Below are 20,706 nucleotides of genomic sequence, written 5' to 3' on the forward strand. Positions count from 1 at the left end.
TCGGTCTGTACGACAACGCGATCTTCCATACGCTGATCCGCTCCCTGGAGTGGGACGACGAGATCGATCGCTGGCAGATCCGCACGAACCGATCACCGACGACATCGAGGTGGTCGTCCTCGGCGGTGGGTTCTGCGGTCTCATCGCGGCACATCGTCTTCAGCAGGCCGGCGTCACCGACTTCCGCATCGTCGAACTGGGCGGCGACTTCGGTGGCGTCTGGTACTGGAATCGCTACCCCGGCATCCAGATCGACTCGGATGCCTATTGCTATCTCCCCCTGCTCGAGGAAACCGGTTACATGCCGAAGGAGAAGTACTCGAAGGGGGACGAATGCTTCGAACACGCCCAGCGCATCGGTAAGCACTTCGGTCTGTACGACAACGCGATCTTCCATACGCTGATCCGCTCCCTGGAGTGGGACGACGAGATCGATCGCTGGCAGATCCGCACGAACCGGGGCGACGAGATCCGTGCTCGCTTCGTCGTCATGGCACAAGGTCCCTACAACCGCCCGAAGCTTCCGGGCATCCCCGGGATCACCGACTTCAAGGGCCACACGTTCCACACCGCCCGCTGGGATTACGACTACACCGGTGGCGACCTGCACGGCGGGCTCGACAAGCTTGCCGACAAGAAGATCGCCATCATCGGCACCGGGTCGAGCGGCGTCCAGGCGATCCCGCATCTGGCGCGCGGTGCGAAGCACCTGACCGTGTTCCAGCGGACCCCGTCCTACATCTTCGAGCGGGCCAACTACCCGACCGACCCCGAATGGGTGGAGAGCCTCGAACCGGGCTGGCGCGCGGCGCGGCAGCGCAACTTCCACAATGCTGCCTTCGCGTTCTACAACCCGGGCGAGCCCGACCTGATCTGCGACGGGTGGACCGAGGTCGCCCGCAACATGGCGGCCAAGCTCAACGAGACCAACGGCTGGGCCGCGCTGGCGGATCCGGCGAAGTTCATGGAACTGAAGGAGATCGAGGACTACCGGGCGATGGAGCGCCTCCGTCGCCGGGTGGACGAGATCGTCGAAGACCCCGAGACAGCCGAGAAACTGAAGCCGTACTACCGCAACATGTGCAAGCGGCCGGTCTTCAACGACGAGTACCTTCCGACGTTCAACCGCCCGAACGTCACCCTCGTCGACGTGTCGGAAACCAAGGGTGTCGAACGGATCACCGAGAAGGGCATCGTCGTCGACGGTGTCGAGCACGAGTTCGACTGCATCGTCTTCGCGAGCGGATTCGAGATCACCACCGCGCTCGAGCGCCAGTTCGATATCGCGCCGTTCGCGGGCCGCGACGGCACTTCCCTCTACGACCACTGGGGTAAGGGTTTCCGCACGCTGCACGGCATCATGGCGCACGGGTTCCCGAACCACTTCGCGACCGGGTTCGTCCAGGGCGGTGTCACCGCGTCGACCACCCTCATGTTCGAGCAGCAGGCCGACCACATCGCCTACATCATCAAGGAAGCGCAGACCCGCGGCGCCACCGTCGTCGAGCCCACAGCCGAGGCGGAGGAGGACTGGATTCAGACCGTCCGGACGTACTCGGTGGACAACAGCACCTTCACGACGGAATGCACTCCCGGCTACTACAACAGCGAGGGTGAGCCGAACGGCCGTTCGTTCCTCGGCGATCCCTTCTGGGGCGGCTTCTACGAACTCACCGAGCTTCTCGAAAACTGGCGTAGCACAGGAAAACTGGAGGGCCTGGTGCTCGAGAAGTGACACGCGCACCCTACCCCCACATCGCGACGACGCGAGGAGTGTCCGATGCCTGACCTGCGGTTCGACGGCCGCGTCGCCGTGATCACCGGCGCCGGCCGCGGGCTGGGGCGCGACTATGCGCTCCTGCTCGCATCCCTGGGTGCCAAGGTCGTCGTCGACGACCCGGGCGCAGCCATCAGCGGAGAGGACGTGGACTCCGGTCCGGCCGAAGAAGTGGTCCGGGAGATCCGGGCGGCCGGCGGCGAGGCCGTCGCCTGCACCGAGTCCGTCGCGACCGCCGAAGGTGGCCGGGCGATCGTCCAGGCCGCGCTGGACAACTACGGACGCATCGACATCCTCGTCCACAACGCGGGCAACAATCGCTACGCGTCGCTGTCGGAGATGTCGTACGAGGACTTCGACGCGGTTCTCGACGTTCACCTGCGCGGGGCGTTCCACGTCGTCCGTCCGGCCTTCCCGCTCATGTGTGACGCCGGATACGGGCGGATCGTGCTGACCTCGTCCATCGGGGGCATCTACGGCAACGCGAACGTCGCCAACTACGCGGCGTCGAAAGCCGGGATGATCGGGCTGTCCAACGTGGCCGCGATCGAAGGCGCTGCGCACGGCGTGAAGTCCAACGTCATCATTCCGGCAGCTCTGACGAGGCTGGCCGACGGGCTCGACACCTCGTCGTACCCCCCGATGGGACCGGAACTCGCCGCACCGGTCGTCGGGTGGCTCGCCCACGAGTCCTGCTCGGTCACCGGCGAAATGTTCGCCGCGATCGCCGGACGGGTGGCGAAGGTGTTCGTCGCCGAAACCCCCGGCGTGTACCGGCCGTCCTGGTCGATCGACGAGGTCGCGGACAACATCGACGCCATCCGGAACACGGATGATCCGTGGATTCTGCCGGCCGTCTCCGGTCACGTCGACCACATCACCAAAAGCTTTGCGATAGCCATGGAGGGCAGTACGCATGTCGGTTAAGGTTTACGAGCGCATTTTGGATCTCTTCGAAGCCGAGGGCATCAACACCCTGTTCGGCATTCCCGATCCGAACTTCGTTCATCTCTTCCATCTCGCGGAGGAGCGCGGCTGGAACGTCGTTGCGCCCCACCACGAAGAGTCCGCCGGCTTCATGGCCGAAGCCGTCTCCCGTATGACGGGCAAGGCCGCGTTGTGCATCGGCACGCTCGGGCCGGGACTGGCGAACCTCGCAGGCGCCATCATGTGCGCCAAGGTCGAGAACTCCCCCGTCATCTTCCTCGGCGGGCAGCGGGCGCGGATCACCGAGCAGCGTGTCCGGCGCGGACGCATCCAGTTCGTGCAGCAGATGGCACTGGTCGAGAACTCCGTGAAGTACAGCGCGAGCATCGAATACGCCGAGCAGACGGACGAGATCATCCGCGAGGGTCTGCGCAAAGCACTCTCCGGCACCCCCGGTCCCGTGTACATCGAGTACCCGCAGCACGTCATCCAGGAAGAACTCGACGTTCCTCCGGTCCTCCCGCCCGAGGCCTACCGCCTCGTCGGGCAGACCGCCGGCGCGGACCTCGTCGCCAAGGCTGCCGAATTGATCGGTGCTGCACAGCAACCCGTTCTCCTCGTCGGTCACGGTGTCCACACCTCGCGCGCGGGCGCGTCGGTGAAGGCACTCGCAGACCTGATGGCCTGCCCGGTGATCCAGACCTCCGGCGGCACCTCCTACATCGAAGGACTCGAGGACCGGACCTTCCCGTACGGCTTCTCTGCCGCCGCGATCGACGCGGTCGTCAAGTCCGACCTGTGCCTGGCCATCGGCACCGAACTCGGTGAGCCGGTGCACTTCGGTCGCGGACGGCACTGGGTCGCGAACGAGGCGAACCGTCACTGGATCCTCGTCGAACAGGACCCCTCGGCCATCGGAGTGAACCGCCCGATCGATGTTCCGCTGGTCGGCGACCTGCGAGCGATCGTGCCCCAGCTCGTCGACGCACTGAAGGACAGCCCGCGCAGCCCGTCGCCTGAACTCGAAGACTGGATCAAGCAGGACGCCGACCAGCTGGCGGAACTTGCGGAGACCGCGCCGTCCGGCATGTCCCCCGTGCACCCGGCCCGCCTGATCGTCGAGGCCACCAAGGCGTTCCCGGAAGACGGCATCATGGTCCGTGACGGTGGCGCCACCACCATCTTCGGCTGGACGTACTCACAGGCGAAGCCGCACGACGTGATGTGGAACCAGAACTTCGGCCATCTCGGCACCGGTCTCCCCTACGCCGTGGGTGCGGGCGTCGCCGCCGGAGGCAAGCGGCCGATGATGCTCATCACCGGCGACTCGTCGTTCCAGTTCCACATCGCCGAACTGGAAACGGCTGCGCGCCTCGGTCTCCCGCTGGTCTGCGTCGTCGCGGTCGACTACGCATGGGGCCTGGAAGTCGGTGTCTACAAGCGCACCTACGGTCAGGGCTCGCTCGAGACCGGTGTCCATTGGAGCAAGGACACCCGCTTCGACAAGGTCGCCGAAGGATTCGGATGCTACGGCGAGTACGTCGAGCGCGACGAAGACATCGCGCCCGCGATCAAACGCGCGTACGCCAGCGGCAAGCCGGGCGTCATCCACGTGGCGGTCGATCCCAAGGCCAACTCGGAGGAAATGCCGAGCTACGACGAGTTCCGTACCTGGTACGCCGAAGGTCAGCAGTGACAGCGCCTTTCCGGAGTCCGGCAGTGACATCCGGGTCGAACAACACGAGAGAATCGGGCAAACATGCGTGAGTACCGGAAGTTCTATATCGACGGGCAGTGGACCGATCCTGCGCAGTCGGAAACCTTCGAGGTCGTCAATCCGGCCACCGAGGAGGTCGCGGGGATCGTCGCACTCGGTTCCGCCGCGGACGTCGACAAAGCGGTCGGAGCCGCTCGTCGCGCGTTTCCCGGTTGGTCCGGGACGAGCCGCGAGCAGCGACTGGGCGTGCTCCGCAACATCCTCGACGTCTACCAGCAGCGGATGGGCGATCTCGCGGCCGCACTGACCGAGGAGATGGGTGCTCCGAAGGCGCTGGCGGGTGGCTTCCAGGTGAACCTGGGACTCGGGCACCTGACCACCGCGATCGACGTGCTCGAGCACTTCACGTTCGAGGAACAGCGTGGCGGCACTCTCATCGCGAAAGAGCCCATCGGTGTCTGCGGCCTGATCACGCCGTGGAACTGGCCGCTCAACCAGATCGCGGTGAAGGTGTTCCCCGCCTTGGCCACCGGCTGCACCATGGTGCTCAAGCCGTCGGAGCAGTCACCCTTCAGCGCACAGGTCTTCGCGGAGATCCTGGACGCTGCGGGCGTCCCCGCGGGCGTGTTCAACCTGGTCCAGGGTGACGGCGCCGGCGTCGGCCGGGCGATCTCCGGCCATCCGGATATCGACATGGTGTCGTTCACCGGTTCGACGCGCGCCGGAGTCGACATCACCGCCGCCGCGGCGGTCGGCGTCAAGCGTGTGACGCAGGAACTCGGCGGCAAGGGCCCGAACATCGTTCTCGACGACGCCGACTTCGCCTCGAACGTCGGAGCGGGCGTCGCGACCATGATGGTCAACTCCGGCCAGACCTGCAGTGCCGGGTCGCGCATGCTCGTTCCCAGCGAGCGCATGGCCGAAGCCATCGACGTGGCAGCGCAGACGCTGTCGCAGATCACCGTCGGCGACCCCGAGGGCGATTTCTCGATCGGGCCGGTGGTGTCCGCGGCACAGTTCGACAAGATCCAGTCGCTGATCCAGAAGGGCATCGACGAGGGCGCGACTCTCGTCGGCGGCGGTGTCGGGCGTCCGGACGGACTGAGCGTCGGGTATTACGTGCAGCCCACCGTCTTCGCGGACGTCAAGAACGACATGACCATCGCACGCGAAGAGATCTTCGGGCCCGTGCTCACGATCCTCGGATACGACAGCATCGATCACGCCGTCGACATCGCCAACGACACCGAGTACGGCCTCGCCGCATTCGTGGCCGGTGCGGACCTCGAGCAGGCCCGGAGTGTCGCGCGCCGAATCCGCGCAGGCAACATCACCATCAACGGCGCATTCGATTTCGGTGCTCCGTTCGGTGGTTACAAGAAGAGCGGGAACGGGCGTGAGTGGGGCGAATTCGGCTTCCACGACTACCTCGAGATCAAGGCCGTGATCGGCTACGCGGCCGAGGACGACGCGGAGTGAGCGATGACCCCGACCTCGGCGTGCTTCTCGCACACCATCGGGTCCGTGCGTGCGTCGTCGGGCTCGCGCGCGGCGAGGACCGCCGGGACGGTGAGTCCGTCCGCGCCGCGTTCTGGCCGGACGCGACCGTGGATTTCGGCATCTTCGCGGGGTCGTTCGACGACTACCTCGCATGGGTCGTCCCGGGGTCGCCCGCCGTTCCGGTGACACAGCATCTGCTCGGTCAGACCCACATCGAACCGGCCGGTGATGCGTTGCTCGCCGAAACCCATGTCGTCGCCTACCACCGCGTCGACACGGGGACCGAGGAAAGAGACACCGTCCTCGGCGGCCGCTACCTCGATCGATTCGAGCAGCGCGACGGGCAGTGGCGGATCGCGGAACGCACGATGCTCTACGACTGGTTCCGCGACGACGGCGTCTCGGTCGACTGGTCGCAGGGCGTCATGGGCACGCCGTTCAGCGACGACCGGTTCACAGGCAAGGCCGCCGGAGATCACAGCGAAGCGTTCTTCGCCGCCGGCGACCTCGCCACACGCAAGTAACCCGCTACAGCGGTAAGGAGTTCGAATGGGTGCGTTGTCGGGCAAGGTCGCTGTGGTCACCGGCGCCAGCCGCGGTATCGGCAAGGGGATCGCGCTGGCACTGGCGGAACAGGGCGCCACCGTCTATGTCAGTGGCCGCACGAATACGCCCGGCACGCACCCACTCCCCGGCACCATCGGGGAGACCGCGTCCGAGTGTGATCGCCGAGGCGGCCGGGGCGTCGCCGTCCAGGTGGACCACGCGGACGACGATCAGGTTGCCTCCCTCTTCGAGCGTGTCGGCAACGAACAGGGCCGCCTCGACATCCTCGTCAACAATGCGTTCTCGCTTCCCGACGATCTGACGGACCCCGCTCCCTTCTGGGAGAAGCCGTTGTCGAACTGGGAGATGGTGGATGTAGGGGTGCGGTCGAACTTCGTCGCCGCCCGGCACGCCGCGAAACTGATGGTTCCGCAAAGATCCGGGCTCATCGTGGCGGTGTCCGGCTATACCGGCGTGGCCTACACCTACGGCGTCGTCTTCGGGACGGCCAAGTCCGCGGTGGACCGCATGGCGCGCGACATGGCGGTCGAACTACAACCCCACGACGTGGCCTCGGTCTCGCTCTGGCAGGGCCTGACCTTCACCGAACGCGCGGAACGCAATCTCGCCGCCATCCCCGGGTTGACGGCGGGGTCGGCGACCCGCCCGGAAAACGGTTGCTCACCGGAGTTTCCGGGCCGGGTGATCGGGGCTCTTGCGAACGATCCGGACGTGATGACCCGATCCGGCGGCACCTTCATCACTGCCGAACTCGCGCAGCATTACGGCATCGTCGATATCGACGGGAGAACGATTCCGTCTCTCCGGGCGACGCGCGGTGAACCCCTCTGGTCGCCGATCGCCGACGCCCACACCTCCTCCCCCCGAATGCAACGGAGCGCACCATGACCACGCCGGTGACAGGACTTTCCCCGGACAGGATCGCCAGACTCGAGTCGATCCTCGATCGCCAGGACATTCTCGATACGCTCACGCGTTTCAGCCGGGCGATGGATCGCTTCGACCGCGATCTCTTCCTCTCGGCCTTCCACCCCGACGCGATCATCGCCGCGGGAAGCTTCGTCGGCGGACCGGTGGACCTGTACGACTGGTCCACCGACATGCACGCCCGGGGCCAGAAGGCCACCCACCACAATCTGCTCAATCACACGTGCGATATCGACGGCGACACCGCACACACCGAGACCTACTACCTGTTCGCCGCCCGGAACCTCGACGACAGCAACTGGGTTGCCGGCGGACGCTACATCGACCGGCTGGAACGCCGCGACGGCCAGTGGCGTATCGCTCTGCGCACCAACGCGATCGAGTGGTCGGGAATGGTTCCGTCGATGGAGATCCCGTTCGCCGACGTGCCCGGTATCCACGACAACGGCGCACCGTCCCGGAGTACGAGCGACCCGTCGTACACCCGCCCGCTGACCAACGTCCGGGAGCCGAACGTCCCGGGCTGACAGCAGGACCCGACACTGCCGACGGCACCTGCCCGCGAACCCATGATCACAAGCGAGGAATGACGGATGCGCACACTCACCATAGAAAAGCTGAGCGAGAACGTCGGGGCCGAGATCCTCGACGTCGACGTCGACCGACTGCTCCACGACGAGGACTTACCCGGGGCGTGCCTGGACGCACTCGAGCAGTACGGCGTCCTGCTGTTCCGCGAACTGCACGTCGACGACGACGCCCAAGTGGCGTTCGGCCGCAAGCTCGGTCCCCTGCGCGCATTCCCCGACGTGCCTCCGGCCGCGGAGGAAGTGATGGAGGTCAGTTTCGACCCTGCCAACGCGAATGCGGAATATCTTGCCTCCAACGTCTTCTGGCACATCGACGGCCTGAGCGACGACGTTGCCGCGAAGGCGACGATGCTGAGTGCTCGAATCATTCCCGCCGACGGCGGCGAGACCGAGTTCGCCAGCACGTACGCGGCCTACGACGCGTTGACCGACGACGAGAAGGAGGGATTCGCCGATCTTCACGCCGTCTACACCTTCGAAGCCATCCAGCGCCGGTCCTATCCGAACCCGACGCAGGCGCAGCTGGACGAGTGGGCCTCGCGCCCTCCACGGGAGCACCCCCTGGTCTGGGAACACGATTCCGGGCGCCGCTCGCTGGTGATCGGGGCGTTCGCATCGCACATCGTGGGGATGGACTTCGACGAGGGGCGGGCGTTGCTCGAGGATCTCGAGAAGCGTGCAACGACCCCGGATCGGGTGTATCGACACACCTGGTCGGTCGGTGACCTGGTCGTCTGGGACAACCACGGCCTGCTGCACCGAGCCTGCGCGTTCGACAGGTCGCAGCCGCGCGTGATGCACCGCTCGACCATCGCCGGACGGGAGCCGATCAAATGAGCAACCGCATCGCGATAGTGACCGGCGGAGGTTCCGGTATCGGCCGGGCGATCGGGCTGCGTCTCGCGTCCGACGGGAACATGGTGGCGATCTTCGACCTCGACGGCGATGCCGCAGCCGCGACGGCCGACACGATCGTCGAGGCCGGAGGAAAAGCACTCGGTGTGCAGGTCGATGTCACCGACCGAGCGAACATCGACGCCGGTGTCGCCGAGGTGCGTTCCCGCCTGGGCCGGCCCACCGTTCTCGTGAACAACGCCGGGCTCTCCCTCGACTCTCCCTTCCTCGACATCACCGCGGAGTTGTGGCAGAAGTCGCTGGCGGTCAACCTCACCGGCACATTCGACTGCTGCCAGGCCGTGCTTCCCGACATGCTCGACGAAGGCTGGGGCCGCATCGTCAACATCTCGTCCTCGAGTTTCCACAGCGGCTCCCCCGGGCTTGCGGGCTACGTGTCCGCCAAGTCGGGTGTCGTCGGACTGACGAAGGTGCTGGCCCTGGAATTCGGCAAGCACGGTGTCACCGTCAACACGATTCCGCCCGGTTTCATCGACACACCCATGTTGCGCCGCACGGTCGAGAAGGGATTCGTCGACCTCGATCAGCAAACCGCGAAGACGCCCGTCGGGCGGATCGGGCAGCCCGAGGACATCGCGGCGACCTGCGCGTTCCTCGTCAGCGAGGAGGCCGGCTACATCACCGGCCAGGTCATCGGCGTCAACGGCGGACGCAACACCTGATCGCGCTCTGCCGAGCACGCATCTTCCCGACGAAAGGACACCGAGCACGATGGTCCGGATTTCTCCCGCTCCCCAAGAGGATTGGACAGAGGAGATTGCAGCGTACGTCACCGGGTTCCGTTCGGCCGTCGCGAGCAACGTGCCCGAAGAAGACCGGCAGCCGGGAACCAACCTGCTCGGCACGCTGGCCCGCCACCCGTCGCTGGCGATGGCGTTTCTGAGCTTCAACCGGCATTTGCTGGCGCAGTCCACGCTGTCGATCCGGCAGCGGGAACTGATGGTTCTCCGAGTCGCCACGCTTCGCCACTCCGACTACGAATGGGCCCAGCACGTCATCCTCGCGGATCGTGCCGGCATCACGGCCGACGAGATCACCGGCATCGCCGAAGGCCCCGCAGCGCCGGGATGGTCCGACATCGACCGCGCACTGCTGGCGGCGACCGACGAATTGATCGGCGAGGGCGCGGTGTCCGACGAGACGTGGCGCGTGCTCTCCGGCGAGTTCGGGGAGCAGCAACTGATGGACATCGTGTTCACGGTCGGGTGTTACGCGATGCTGGCGACCGCGTTGCGCTCGTTCGACGTGCAGCCCGAACCCGGCCTGGTGCCGTACCTACCCGAACACACACTCGCCGCCCGATCTCTCACTTCCCGCGACTGATTCGAGAAAGTGGCACACCCATGAAGAAGCTCCACATCGGTGCGATCGCAGCAGTGGCCGCACTCACCGTGTCGGCGTGCGGATCGAGCGGCGGCGACGCGTCCGGAGACGCCGCCGCACCCACCGGCGCCCCCATCGTCATCGGCGCGCAGGCACCCATCAAAGGTGCAACCGCGTACCCGCAGACCGCCTACGGGCTCGAAGCCGGCGTCCACTACGTGAACGAGGTGCTCGGAGGCATCAACGGCCGTCCACTCGAAGTGGATGTGTGCGGTGGTGACGGCAGTCCCGAAACGTCCATCAACTGTGCCAACGGCTTCGTCTCGAAGAATGTGCCGCTCGTGATCGACGCGGTGGATCAGAGCATGGGGGCCGCGGTACCGATCCTCGGTTCGGCGGGCATCCCCATCATCGGAACGCTCGCCGGATCGTTCGTCGCCGATGCCGCCGAATACGGGCAGGCGTTCTACTTCACCGGCCCGGTGTCGTTCGCGGCGCTCGCCAGCATGTCGGCGCTCGACACCATGGGGAAGACGACAGCGTCGCTCGCGGTCAACGAATCCCCCACCTCCCATGCCTACGTCGACGATCTGATCATGCCGATTGCCGACGGGATGGGGATCGATGTCAGCGTGCAGTACCCCCCGGCATCGGGCGCGAATCTGAATGTCGTTGCCGCGACACAGCTTGCGGACAACCCCGACATGGCCGGTGTGATCGCTCTACCGGAAGACGGCTGCACCAGCCTGTTCCAGGCCTTGCGCCGGCAAGGCTACGAGGACACCATCCTCGCGGGGTCGTGTTCCCAGTTCATCGACGAGATGGGGACCGACGCCGCCGGTATCGTCACACAGCCGCGGTTGTGGGTGCCGCTGGCCAAGGAGTCGGCGCCCGCCGAGGTGCAGGAACAACTCGACATCTTCGCCGACGCGATGGACGCGGTCGGTTACGGGAACGAACTGTCGTCGCGGTCGATCTACACGTTCGCCGCGATCGTCAACATCGCCCAGATCCTGTCCGACCACGGCGGAGAGATCACCGCGGGCACGGTCACGGACGCGTTCAAGGCAGTGAAGGACTTCCCGTCGTTCGCAGGACCCACGGTGACGTGCGACGGGCAGCAATGGCCCGGGGTCGCCACCACCTGCAACGCGCAGGCCATCTTCTTCGAGGTGCAGGAGGACGGGACTCTCCGCTCGGTGGACGAGAACGGATACATCGACCTCGATCCGTCACTGATGCCCGCGTCCTGACGATCACGACATGACGACCGAGACATGACGACCGAGACGCGCCGGAGTACACCATGAGCACCTACCTGCAGTTCATCGTCCTGGGGTTCGGCCTCGCAGCGGTGTACATCGGGCTGTCGGGCGGCCTCCTGCTCGTCTACCGGTCGACCGGCATCATCAACTTCGCCCAGGGCGCGACCGCGATGTGGGGCGCGTACGTCTTCGCGCAGTTGCGCCGCGACGGAACACTGGTTCTGCCGATCGGAAGCCTGGAGTTCGACGAGAAACCGTCCACCCCGGTGGCGCTGGCCATCGGGCTGCTCATGGCACTGCTCCTCGGCCTTCTCACGCACTACCTGGTGTTCCGGCCCGTCCGGCGCGCACCGGCACTCGCGCAGGTGGTCGTCTCGGTCGCACTGATGCTCACCATCCAGGCGCTGGTGGTGCTTCGGTTCGGCCCGAACAACATTCCGATCGAGGCGATCGTCCCGGACGGCTCCCTCGACGTCTTCGGCACCACCGTCTCGTCCGCCGAGTTGGTGATGGCGGGGATTATGGTGGCGCTCTCCGCACTGATCTGGGCATACTTCCGCTTCACGCGGGCCGGTGCGGCTACCCGGGCGGCCGCCGAGAACGAGCGGGGCGCGACGCTCATGGGATTCTCGGCGGACCGCCTCGCCGCACTCGCGATGGTGATGGCGTCGTTCGTCAGCACGATGGGTGTCGTCCTGGGCGCGAGCTTGACCGGGTTGAATCCTCTCAATTACTCGCTGCTCGTGGTGCCCGCTCTCGCGGTGCTCCTCGTCGCCCGGATGGAGTCCGTCGCGACGATCGTGATCGCCTCGCTCGCCCTGGGAGCATTCCAATCGGTGCTCAACCTGCTCACCGGTGTGAACTGGTGGCCGGTGTGGGCGCAATCCGGCGTCGACCAGGTTGTGCCGTTCCTCGTGATCATCGTGATCCTCTTCGCGTTCGGCGGACGGATACCGTCCCGCGGTTCGCTCCAGACGGTCAAACTGCCCGATGTGCGGATTCCGCGCTTCCGGCCGATCCCCGCCGCCGTCGTGGTCGTCGCGACCGGGGTCCTGCTGGCGGTCACCTCCGGCACGTACCGTTTCGGGTTGACCTATTCGATCATCCTGATGCTCCTGGCCCTGTCGTACGTGGTGATCACCGGTTACCTCGGCCAGATCTCGTTGGCGCAGGCGGCATTCGCCGGAGCGGCAGGATTCATGCTGTCGAAGGTGACCACCGGCTGGGGTCTACCGTTCCCGGTAGCACTGGTGTTCTGCTCGCTCGTCGCGGCGGGGCTGGGAATGCTGGTCGCGCTGCCCGCCTTCAGAATCCGGGGCGCGCAACTCGCGATCGTCACCATCGCGGCCGCCCTGGCCATCGAGCGGTTCGTCTTCAACAACTACAGCCTGACCCCTCCGTCGGGAAATCCCATCGCCAACCCCACGCTGTTCGGACTGAATCTCGGTGTGCGCGAGGGCAGCGACATCGCGCGTCTGTCGTTCTCCCTCACCGTCCTGGTCGTCGCAGCCCTGGTCGTCTGGGGATTCATCCGGCTCGCATCCGGCGACACGGGCCGGACGTTTCTGGCAGTACGCGCCAATGAGCGCGCCGCCGCCGCGAGCGGCATCAACGTGCGGCTGACCAAGCTCGTCGGGTTCGGTCTCTCCGCCTTCATCGCCGGTGTCGCCGGGTGCCTCATCGGGTACAGCGCAGGCCAGCTGTCGGCAGAGTCCTTCACGGTCTTCGTGGGATTGCAGGTGCTTGCGGTCGCGTACCTGGGCGGCATCACCTCGGTCGGCGGCGCGATGATCGCCGGCGTGATCGGGCCACTGGGGATCGTCTACGTGTTGCTGCACAACGTGTTCGATTTCGGTGACTACTACGCCCTGATCTCCGGACTGGCGCTGATCGCCACCGCGATCGTCAATCCCGTCGGGGTGGCGGGAGAAGCATCCCGGATCGCCGATCTGGTCCGCTCCCGCCGATCGCGACCACCGGCCCCACCCGGGATCGACTCCGCCCCGAACGCCGACGACAGAAAGGTTGCGGTGAGTGATGCCGGATGAGAAACCGGCGCGGCTGTCCGCGCGTAACGTGACCGTGGCCTACGGAGGCGTCGTCGCCAACGACGACGTGTCGCTGACGGTCGGCTCCGGGGAGATCGTCGGACTGATCGGGCCGAACGGTGCCGGCAAGACCACGTTCGTCGACGCAGTCACGGGCTTCACCGAGCACTCCGGCGAGATCACACTCGGCGACACACGGCTCGACGGACGTGCTCCGCATCTGCGCAGACGCGCCGGACTGTCCCGCACATGGCAATCCGGTGAGCTTTTCGGCAACCTCACCGTCGCGCAGAATGTCGTCGCCGCCCTGCGTCCCGGCGGACCGTCGACGCTGTGGCGGGATCTGTTCGGCCGCCGGAAGACCGGCACGGACGAACTCGTGGCCTCGACGCTGCATGCGGTGGGCCTCGGCGATCTCGGGGAGACCACGGCGCGCGATCTCACCCTCGGACAACAGAAACTCGTCGGCGTCGCACGTGCACTCGTCGGGAACTGCCGCCTGCTGCTGCTCGACGAGCCCGCCGCGGGCCTCGACAGCCAGGAGAGCCTCGACTTCGCCGAGCGTATCCGTGCCGTGGCGCGCGGCGGTCCGGGAGTGCTGCTCATCGACCACGACATGTCGCTGATTCTCGGTGTGTGCGACCGCATCTACGTCATGGAGTTCGGGAAGGTGATCTTCTCGGGCACACCGGAAGAGGCGAGAAAGGATCCTGCTGTGATCGCTGCGTATCTCGGCACACCGATGGAGACCACTCATGGCTGACGTGGTGCTCACCGCCGAATCCATGACGTCCGGTTACAACGGCGTCGCCGCGGTCTCCGACGTGAACCTGACCGTCTCCGCCGGTGAGGTCGTCTCGATCCTCGGATCCAACGGCGCGGGCAAAACGACGACTCTGTTGACACTCGCGGGACTGCTTCCGGTGATGGGCGGTGCGGTCACCGCCCTCGGTGCCCCGGTCGACCACCGCAGGCCCTACCGGATGGCGCGGCGCGGTATCCGACTCGTTCCCGACGACCGCGGCCTCTTCTCGACCATGACGGTGCGCGACCACTTCCGGCTCGCCCGCAGTACAGCCGACCGTGCCCGGGAAGAACTCGTTCTCGACAGGTTTCCGGCTCTTGCCCGATTGCAGTCGCGCACAGTCGGTCTCCTGTCCGGCGGTGAACAGCAGATGCTCGCGATCGCGGTGGCGCTACTCGCGGAACCGCGGATCCTCATGGTCGACGAGATGAGCCTCGGGCTGGCACCGCTCGTCGTGGAACAGATGCTGCCCGCCATCCGGGACCTGGCTCGCGACGAGAACATCGCCGTCGTGCTGGTGGAGCAGCACGTCGAACTCGCTCTCGCCGTGTCGGACCGCGCGATCGTGCTCGGGCACGGCCGCGTCGTCCTCGAGGGCAGCGCGGCGGAACTGCTGGCCGACCGGGATCGTCTCGAGGCAGCGTACTTCGGCGCCGGCGACAGCGAGGCGAAGCAGGATCGCGCAGTCTGAGCCGGCTCAGTCCGAGGTGGACCGGGTCGCCACGTCACCGAAGTAGCGGGCGAGGAACAGCGCCGTGGACGTCGCGCCGACAGCCACCGCGCCGTATTCGCGTGCCGTCCCGGTGAATCCGCGCAGCAGCGCACCACCGATCACGACGTTGACGGCACCCCAGACGATGTTCTCGGTGGGAGACGAAAGTCCTACGCCCGGCGGATCCGCGAACGGCGTGGGGAATCGTTCGCCGGTGACACCGCGAACCGAATGCGGAACGGCGTTGGTCAGAAACGCTCCGGCTGCCGCGCACGCGAGAGTGCCGGCCACACCACGGACATCTACCATCGGAACCCCCCCGGTGACCTGTGCATGCGGCCGATCGTACGGGAGCGGCGGATTCACGCCCGCTACACGATCCCGGTACCGGCCGTCGGCAGCCCCGTTCTCAGCCTTCGGCGGCGAGCTGGCCACACGCCGCGGCAATTTCCTGGCCGCGGGTGTCACGCACCGTGCAGGAGACGCCCTGGGCCTGTACGCGCCGCACGAACTCGCGTTCGACGTGCTTGGGGCTTGCGTCCCACTCGCTACCCGGCGTCGGGTTGAGCGGAATCAGATTGACGTGCACCAGCGCGCCGAGTGCCTTGTGCAGCTTCTTGCCCAGCAGGTCGGCACGCCACGGCTGATCGTTCACATCGCGGATCAACGCGTACTCGATGGAAACCCGGCGCCCGGTCTTGTCGGCGTAGTAGCGCGCGGCGTCGAGCACCTCCTTCACCGACCAGCGGTTGTTCACGGGTACGAGGGTGTCGCGCAGTTCGTCGTCGGGGGTGTGCAGCGACACGGCGAGCGTCACGCTCAGCCCCTCGTCGGCGAGCTTGCGGATCGCGGGCGCCAAGCCGACCGTCGAGACAGTGACCGAACGCTGGGACAAACCGAGACCGTCGGGTGCCGGCGAGGTGATACGACGGACCGCAGCGACGACCCGCTTGTAGTTCGCGAGCGGTTCGCCCATGCCCATGAACACGACGTTGGACAGTCGCCCCGGCCCGCCGGCTACGTCACCGTCGCGAAGCGCGGCCGCGGCCGCACGCACCTGGTCGACGATCTCCGCGGTCGTCAGGTTGCGGTCGAGACCGCCCTGGCCGGTCGCGCAGAAGGGGCACGCCATCCCGCATCCGGCCTGGCTCGAGATGCAGAGTGTCGCGCGGTCGGGGTAGCGCATCAGCACACTTTCGAGGAGTGTGCCGTCGTGGGCGCGCCACAGCGTCTTGCGGGTCTCGCCCTTGTCGCAGGCGATGTGCTTGACCGCGGTGAGCAGAGGGGGGAACAGGGCCGTGCCCACCGTGTCCCGCACCGTTGCGGGCAGGTCGGTCATCTTGGCCGGGTCCGCCTCGAGACGCCCGTAGTACTGGCGAGCGAGTTGGTCGGCGCGAAACGCCGGCAGACCCAGCTCCCGCACCGCCTCACGTCGCTGCTCGGAATCGAGGTCGGCGAGGTGTCGCGGCGGCATGCCGCGCTTGGGTGCGTCGAATACCAGGGGCAGAGAAGAAGCCATAATGATCCATTCTCCCATGAACCGGAGCGGCCCGGACTCGCCGTTGCTGTGATGCTCGCCTATCGGCAGGGGGACCATGGCTCTATGGCCACCAGCATCGCTCCGGAACTCGCCCGATCGTGGCTACTGGTGCCCGGCACCGCACCGGAAAAATTCGACGCCGCGGCCGCGTCGCCCGCCGACGCGATCGTTCTGGACCTCGAAGATGCGGTTCCGGCCGCGAGCAAGGCCGACGCCCGCGCCGCCGTGGCGCACTGGATCAGCGACGGCAGTTCTGCGTGGGTGCGCATCAACGACACCAGCACCCCGCACTGGGCCGACGACCTCGCAGCTCTGAGCGCGATCCCGCATCTCGCCGGAGTCATGCTCGCGAAGACCGAAAGCGGCCAGCAGGTCGATGCCACCGCCGACGCGATGCCCGACGGCACCCGGATCCTGGTGCTCATCGAATCGGCGACCGGTCTCGAGGCCGCGCCCGAGATCGCCCGGGCCGACGGCACGTTCCGCCTCGTCTTCGGCAGCGGTGACTTCCGGCGCGACACCGGTATGAGCGATTCGCCGCTGGCCCTGGCCTACCCGCGGTCGCGTCTGGTGATCACCAGTCGCGCCGCGCGCCTGCCCGGGCCCGTCGACGGTCCGTCGCTGAGCGCCGACCCGGCGGCGCTGCGGCAGGATGCCGAGCACACACGCTCGATGGGCATGACCGGAAAGCTCTGTATGACGCCGGAGCGGACGCCGTATGTCAACGCGGCGTTGAGTCCCAGCGCCGAGGACGTCGCATGGGCACGCCGGGTGATCGACGAACTGGGCGAGGACGGCCACGGTGTGCACGACGGCAGCGACCTGCCCACACTGGCGAAAGCGAAGAAGATCACCGAACTCGCGAGGGCATTCCACGTCGGCGTGTCGCGCTGACGGGCACGACGCGGTCCGGCTCAGCGTATTTCGACGCCTGCCGGTTTGCGACGGACGTGGAGGCGATAGCGCACGGTCAGTGTCGTGCCGGGTGTTTCCCTGATCGCCCGGGATGCCACCTCCGGGCCGAATTCGATACCCAGCACGCGTTCGAGGGCCGCACGGTCCGGAAACGCCCATTCCGTGTCGACGCGTCGCAGGTCGAATCCCTGGGCGCGGAAGAACGCTTCGACGGCCGGAGGGTCGTAGTGCGGGAGGTCGGCGCGCATCCACTCTCCGTACGGATGGGCGGTCGCGTCGAGATCGACGACGGCGAGCGCTCCCCCGGGCCGCAGCACCCGCATGGCCTCGAGGATTCCGGCCCCGCATCCGGGGCCGAAGAAGTACGCGGTGCGGGCGTGAACGAGGTCGGTGGAGGCGTCCGGCAACGGCAGAGACGCGGCGGATCCTCGCAGAACCCGGACGGTCGACAGATCCTCGACCCGGCGCCGTGCCGCCGCCACGAGCGGCGGGTGGGGTTCCACACCGGTCACCGTGCGCGCCGCACGGGCGAACATCGGCAGATGGTAGCCGCTGCCGCATCCCACGTCGACGACATCACGGCCGGTCCAGTCGACCGACTCCCGCAGCGCCGCATAAACGGCGCCGCGGGTGTCCTGGGCCCGGTTCTCCTCTTCGTAGACCGCGGGCCAGTGCCAGATGTTGGGGCTCGCTATCACGCCCCGGTCGCGGCCGCTGTTGCCGACAGCCACTAGATGAAGGCGGTGAGGATCAGCCAGGTGACGAATGCGGACGGCAGGATCGAATCCAGCCGATCCATGATGCCGCCGTGGCCCGGCAGGAGTGTGCCCATGTCCTTGATGCCGAGTTCCCGCTTGACCTGGGATTCGATCAGGTCACCGGCCGTGGCCGTGAAGACCAGGACCACGCCGAGGACGGCACCGACCCACCACGGGCCGTCGAGCAGGAAGGTGACGGCGAGGATTCCCACGGCCACACAGGCGACCAGCGAACCTCCGAATCCTTCCCAGGACTTCTTCGGGCTGATCGCCGGGGCCATCGTGTGCTTACCGAACAGCACGCCCGCCGCGTAACCACCGATATCGGACGCCACGCACACCAGCATCAGGCAGAAGACGCGGGCGGCACCCTGATCTTCGAGGACCATCAATGTCGCGAACGAGGCGAGCAACGGCAACCACGCCGCGGTGAACACCGCTACCGCGGTGTCCCGGAGATAGTTGTGCGGCTGCGCCGCCAAGCCGCGGTCGAACAGTCGCCACAACATGGTGACCACCACGGTGCCCGCGAAGGCACCGAGTACGCCGGTGGTGCCGTACGGCCACCCCAGCCAGATGATCGCCTGCCCACCGAGCAGGAGAGGCACGCGGGGAACCGACACGTCGGCTTCGCGGAGGCGCTTGGTGACCTCCCACGTTGCTATGGCGATCGCCGCCGCGACCACCCCAAGCCAGGCAGTCGGGGCGAACAGCAGAATTACGATGACAAGACCGCCGAGCCCGGACCCCACCGCGATCGCGGCAGGGAGGTCTCGACCGGCACGGGAGGCCGGTTTCGCGGGTGCGGTACCGGATGTCGAGTCCGAGACTGCGGGGGTGGTACCGGCGTCGCCTTCGGCACCGAGTGGAAGCTGCGGGGTTGAAGACCCGTCGGCTCTGCCCACCGTCAGACCTCCATCAACTCGGCTTCCTTGTGCTTGATCAGTTCGTCGATCTGCGCCACGTACTTGGCCGTGGTCTTGTCGAGTTCCTTCTCCGCGCGGTTGACTTCGTCCTCGCCGGCTTCGCCGTCCTTCTGGATGCGGCCGAGTTCTTCCATCGCCTTGCGCCGGACGTTGCGCACGGCAACCTTCGCGTCCTCGCCTTTCGACTTGGACTGCTTGACGAGTTCGCGGCGACGTTCCTCGGTGAGCTGCGGCACCGAGATACGGATGATGTGCCCGTCGTTGCTCGGGTTCACGCCGAGATCGGAGTTGCGGATCGCGGTTTCGATCGCGCCGAGCTGTGACTGCTCGTACGGCTTGACGATGACCATGCGTGCCTCCGGCACACTGATGCTGGCAATCTGCGTGACGGGCGTCGGCGAGCCGTAGTAGTCCACCACGATGCGGTTGAACATGCCGGGATTCGCGCGTCCGGTGCGGATGCCCCCGAGCTCGTCCTTGGCCACCGTGACGGCCTTGTCCATCTTCTCCTCGGCTTCGAAGAGGGCTTCATCGATCACGGCAGTTCCTCCATGTTCCGTTGTCCGTTCATGACCGTACGAGCGTTCCGATCTTCTCACCGTTGACGGCCCGGGCGATATTGCCCTTGGTCAGCAGGTTGAAGACCATGATCGGCATGGAGTTGTCCATGCACAGGCTGAAAGCGGTCGCGTCCGCGACCTTGAGGTCCTTCTCGATGACCTCGCGGTGGGTGATCTCCTCGAACATCACCGCATCGGGAACCACCCGCGGATCGGCCGAATAGACGCCGTCGACGGCTTTCGCCATCAGCACGACATCGGCCCCGATCTCGAGCGCGCGCTGCGCGGCGGTGGTGTCGGTCGAGAAGTACGGCATGCCCATGCCCGCACCGAAGATGACGACGCGGCCCTTCTCGAGGTGCCGGCGGGCGCGAAGCGGGAGATACGGCTCGGCGACCTGCCCCATCGTGATGGCGGTCTGCACGCGGGTGTCGATACCCTGCTTCTCCAGGAAATCCTGCAGCGCAAGGGAATTCATGACCGTGCCGAGCATGCCCATGTAGTCGGAGCGAGCGCGTTCGAGCCCGCGCTGTTGCAGTTCCGCGCCGCGGAAGAAGTTTCCGCCGCCGATCACCACGGCAACTTCCACACCGCTGCGCACGACCTCGGCAATCTGCTCTGCCACCGTGGTCACGACGTCGGGATCCAGCCCCACCTTGCCGGTGCCGCCGCCGAACATCTCGCCGCCGAGCTTGAGGAGCACCCGGCGGAAACCGGGCCGTTCGTGGGCGTGTTCGGACATGACTCTCCTCTGGTTGCGCATGAATCGGCCCTTTCATCCTGCCTCATCGACCCGGTGGAACCGAGACCGGGCGCGAGACGACACGCTGTGTTGTGACCGTTCGCGCGGCGGCGGACCGCCCGTACGGCGGCCGTGCGCGTGCCGGTGGGCGTGCCCTGACACACCTCGACCCCGCCGGCGGCACCCGCGGGG

The 20,706-nt window shown here is 66.7% G+C and carries 21 protein-coding genes; 15 read left to right on the plus strand and 6 right to left on the minus strand.

The genetic code is table 11. The features are described from left to right. Positions 1–49: 49 nt before the first annotated feature. From TVH25_RS14865 to TVH25_RS14930, 14 genes are all read left to right on the plus strand, one after another. Positions 50–1,735: a flavin-containing monooxygenase gene (locus TVH25_RS14865; RefSeq protein WP_422424640.1), complete on the plus strand. Its 1,686-nt coding sequence runs from the start codon at positions 50–52 to the stop codon at positions 1,733–1,735. Between the two features lie 45 nt (positions 1,736–1,780). Further along, a complete protein-coding gene (locus tag TVH25_RS14870; protein WP_296550846.1) occupies positions 1,781–2,704 on the plus strand; it encodes an SDR family NAD(P)-dependent oxidoreductase in 924 nt (307 codons plus the stop codon). Beyond that, positions 2,694–4,400, plus strand: a complete 1,707-nt coding sequence (locus TVH25_RS14875; protein ID WP_422424642.1) for a thiamine pyrophosphate-binding protein — start codon at positions 2,694–2,696, stop codon at positions 4,398–4,400. Before TVH25_RS14870 ends, TVH25_RS14875 begins: the two co-directional genes overlap by 11 nt. A gap of 63 nt (positions 4,401–4,463) precedes the next feature. After that, a complete protein-coding gene (locus TVH25_RS14880) occupies positions 4,464–5,900 on the plus strand; it encodes an aldehyde dehydrogenase family protein (protein ID WP_422424643.1) in 1,437 nt (478 codons plus the stop codon). Beyond that, positions 5,897–6,445, plus strand: a complete 549-nt coding sequence (locus tag TVH25_RS14885; protein ID WP_296550844.1) for a nuclear transport factor 2 family protein — start codon at positions 5,897–5,899, stop codon at positions 6,443–6,445. The genes TVH25_RS14880 and TVH25_RS14885 overlap by 4 nt, the downstream gene beginning before the upstream one ends. A 25-nt stretch (positions 6,446–6,470) precedes the next feature. Next, the gene (locus tag TVH25_RS14890; protein ID WP_422424644.1) at positions 6,471–7,376 is read left to right on the plus strand and encodes an SDR family NAD(P)-dependent oxidoreductase; all 906 of its coding nucleotides are present in this window, start codon (positions 6,471–6,473) and stop codon (positions 7,374–7,376) included. Beyond that, entirely contained in the window at positions 7,373–7,942 is a 570-nt protein-coding gene (locus tag TVH25_RS14895; protein ID WP_422424645.1) for a nuclear transport factor 2 family protein, read from the plus strand. Before TVH25_RS14890 ends, TVH25_RS14895 begins: the two co-directional genes overlap by 4 nt. A gap of 66 nt (positions 7,943–8,008) precedes the next feature. Beyond that, a complete protein-coding gene (locus tag TVH25_RS14900) occupies positions 8,009–8,842 on the plus strand; it encodes a TauD/TfdA dioxygenase family protein (protein WP_422424646.1) in 834 nt (277 codons plus the stop codon). Further along, the gene (locus tag TVH25_RS14905; RefSeq protein ID WP_296550840.1) at positions 8,839–9,582 is read left to right on the plus strand and encodes an SDR family NAD(P)-dependent oxidoreductase; all 744 of its coding nucleotides are present in this window, start codon (positions 8,839–8,841) and stop codon (positions 9,580–9,582) included. The genes TVH25_RS14900 and TVH25_RS14905 overlap by 4 nt, the downstream gene beginning before the upstream one ends. Positions 9,583–9,631: 49 nt before the next feature. Continuing rightward, positions 9,632–10,243, plus strand: a complete 612-nt coding sequence (locus tag TVH25_RS14910; RefSeq protein ID WP_296550839.1) for a carboxymuconolactone decarboxylase family protein — start codon at positions 9,632–9,634, stop codon at positions 10,241–10,243. 20 nt (positions 10,244–10,263) lie between these two features. Further along, positions 10,264–11,496, plus strand: coding sequence for an ABC transporter substrate-binding protein (locus tag TVH25_RS14915; RefSeq protein ID WP_072698609.1), 1,233 nt, complete (start codon positions 10,264–10,266; stop codon positions 11,494–11,496). 53 nt (positions 11,497–11,549) lie between these two features. After that, complete coding sequence (locus TVH25_RS14920) at positions 11,550–13,556, plus strand: ABC transporter permease (protein WP_422424647.1); 2,007 nt, start codon at positions 11,550–11,552, stop codon at positions 13,554–13,556. Then, on the plus strand, positions 13,546–14,319 hold the full coding sequence (locus TVH25_RS14925; protein ID WP_422424648.1) for an ABC transporter ATP-binding protein: 774 nt from the start codon (positions 13,546–13,548) through the stop codon (positions 14,317–14,319). Before TVH25_RS14920 ends, TVH25_RS14925 begins: the two co-directional genes overlap by 11 nt. Then, on the plus strand, positions 14,312–15,052 hold the full coding sequence (locus TVH25_RS14930; protein ID WP_422424649.1) for an ABC transporter ATP-binding protein: 741 nt from the start codon (positions 14,312–14,314) through the stop codon (positions 15,050–15,052). Before TVH25_RS14925 ends, TVH25_RS14930 begins: the two co-directional genes overlap by 8 nt. Before the next feature lie 6 nt (positions 15,053–15,058). Here the strand turns inward: TVH25_RS14930 and TVH25_RS14935 are convergent, their stop codons facing one another. Together TVH25_RS14935 and rlmN are read right to left on the minus strand one after the other, a co-directional pair. Beyond that, a complete protein-coding gene (locus TVH25_RS14935; RefSeq protein ID WP_422424650.1) occupies positions 15,059–15,382 on the minus strand; it encodes a hypothetical protein in 324 nt (107 codons plus the stop codon). A gap of 100 nt (positions 15,383–15,482) precedes the next feature. Further along, positions 15,483–16,592: a 23S rRNA (adenine(2503)-C(2))-methyltransferase RlmN gene (gene rlmN / locus TVH25_RS14940; protein WP_072698613.1), complete on the minus strand. Its 1,110-nt coding sequence runs from the start codon at positions 16,590–16,592 to the stop codon at positions 15,483–15,485. 84 nt (positions 16,593–16,676) lie between these two features. On the opposite strand from rlmN, the gene TVH25_RS14945 reads away from it, so the two are divergent. Next, positions 16,677–17,507 (plus strand): HpcH/HpaI aldolase/citrate lyase family protein, encoded by an 831-nt coding sequence (locus TVH25_RS14945; RefSeq protein WP_296550837.1) that lies wholly within the window; start codon positions 16,677–16,679, stop codon positions 17,505–17,507. A gap of 20 nt (positions 17,508–17,527) precedes the next feature. Here the strand turns inward: TVH25_RS14945 and TVH25_RS14950 are convergent, their stop codons facing one another. From TVH25_RS14950 to pyrH, 4 genes are read right to left on the minus strand one after another with little or no spacing between them, the layout of a single operon-like run. Then, positions 17,528–18,226 carry a class I SAM-dependent methyltransferase gene (locus tag TVH25_RS14950; RefSeq protein WP_169620718.1) on the minus strand — a complete coding sequence of 233 codons (699 nt, stop codon included), beginning with the start codon at positions 18,224–18,226 and terminating at the stop codon, positions 17,528–17,530. Between the two features lie 32 nt (positions 18,227–18,258). Then, positions 18,259–19,191 carry a phosphatidate cytidylyltransferase gene (locus tag TVH25_RS14955; RefSeq protein ID WP_422424652.1) on the minus strand — a complete coding sequence of 311 codons (933 nt, stop codon included), beginning with the start codon at positions 19,189–19,191 and terminating at the stop codon, positions 18,259–18,261. 2 nt (positions 19,192–19,193) lie between these two features. After that, positions 19,194–19,751: a ribosome recycling factor gene (gene frr, locus TVH25_RS14960; RefSeq protein WP_072698615.1), complete on the minus strand. Its 558-nt coding sequence runs from the start codon at positions 19,749–19,751 to the stop codon at positions 19,194–19,196. 28 nt (positions 19,752–19,779) lie between these two features. Continuing rightward, positions 19,780–20,514, minus strand: coding sequence for a UMP kinase (gene pyrH / locus TVH25_RS14965; protein WP_072698616.1), 735 nt, complete (start codon positions 20,512–20,514; stop codon positions 19,780–19,782). Positions 20,515–20,706: the final 192 nt, after the last annotated feature.

This window comes from Rhodococcus sp. 7Tela_A2 (assembly GCF_049311045.1).
In the GTDB taxonomy this organism is placed as follows: Bacteria; Actinomycetota; Actinomycetes; order Mycobacteriales; family Mycobacteriaceae; genus Rhodococcus.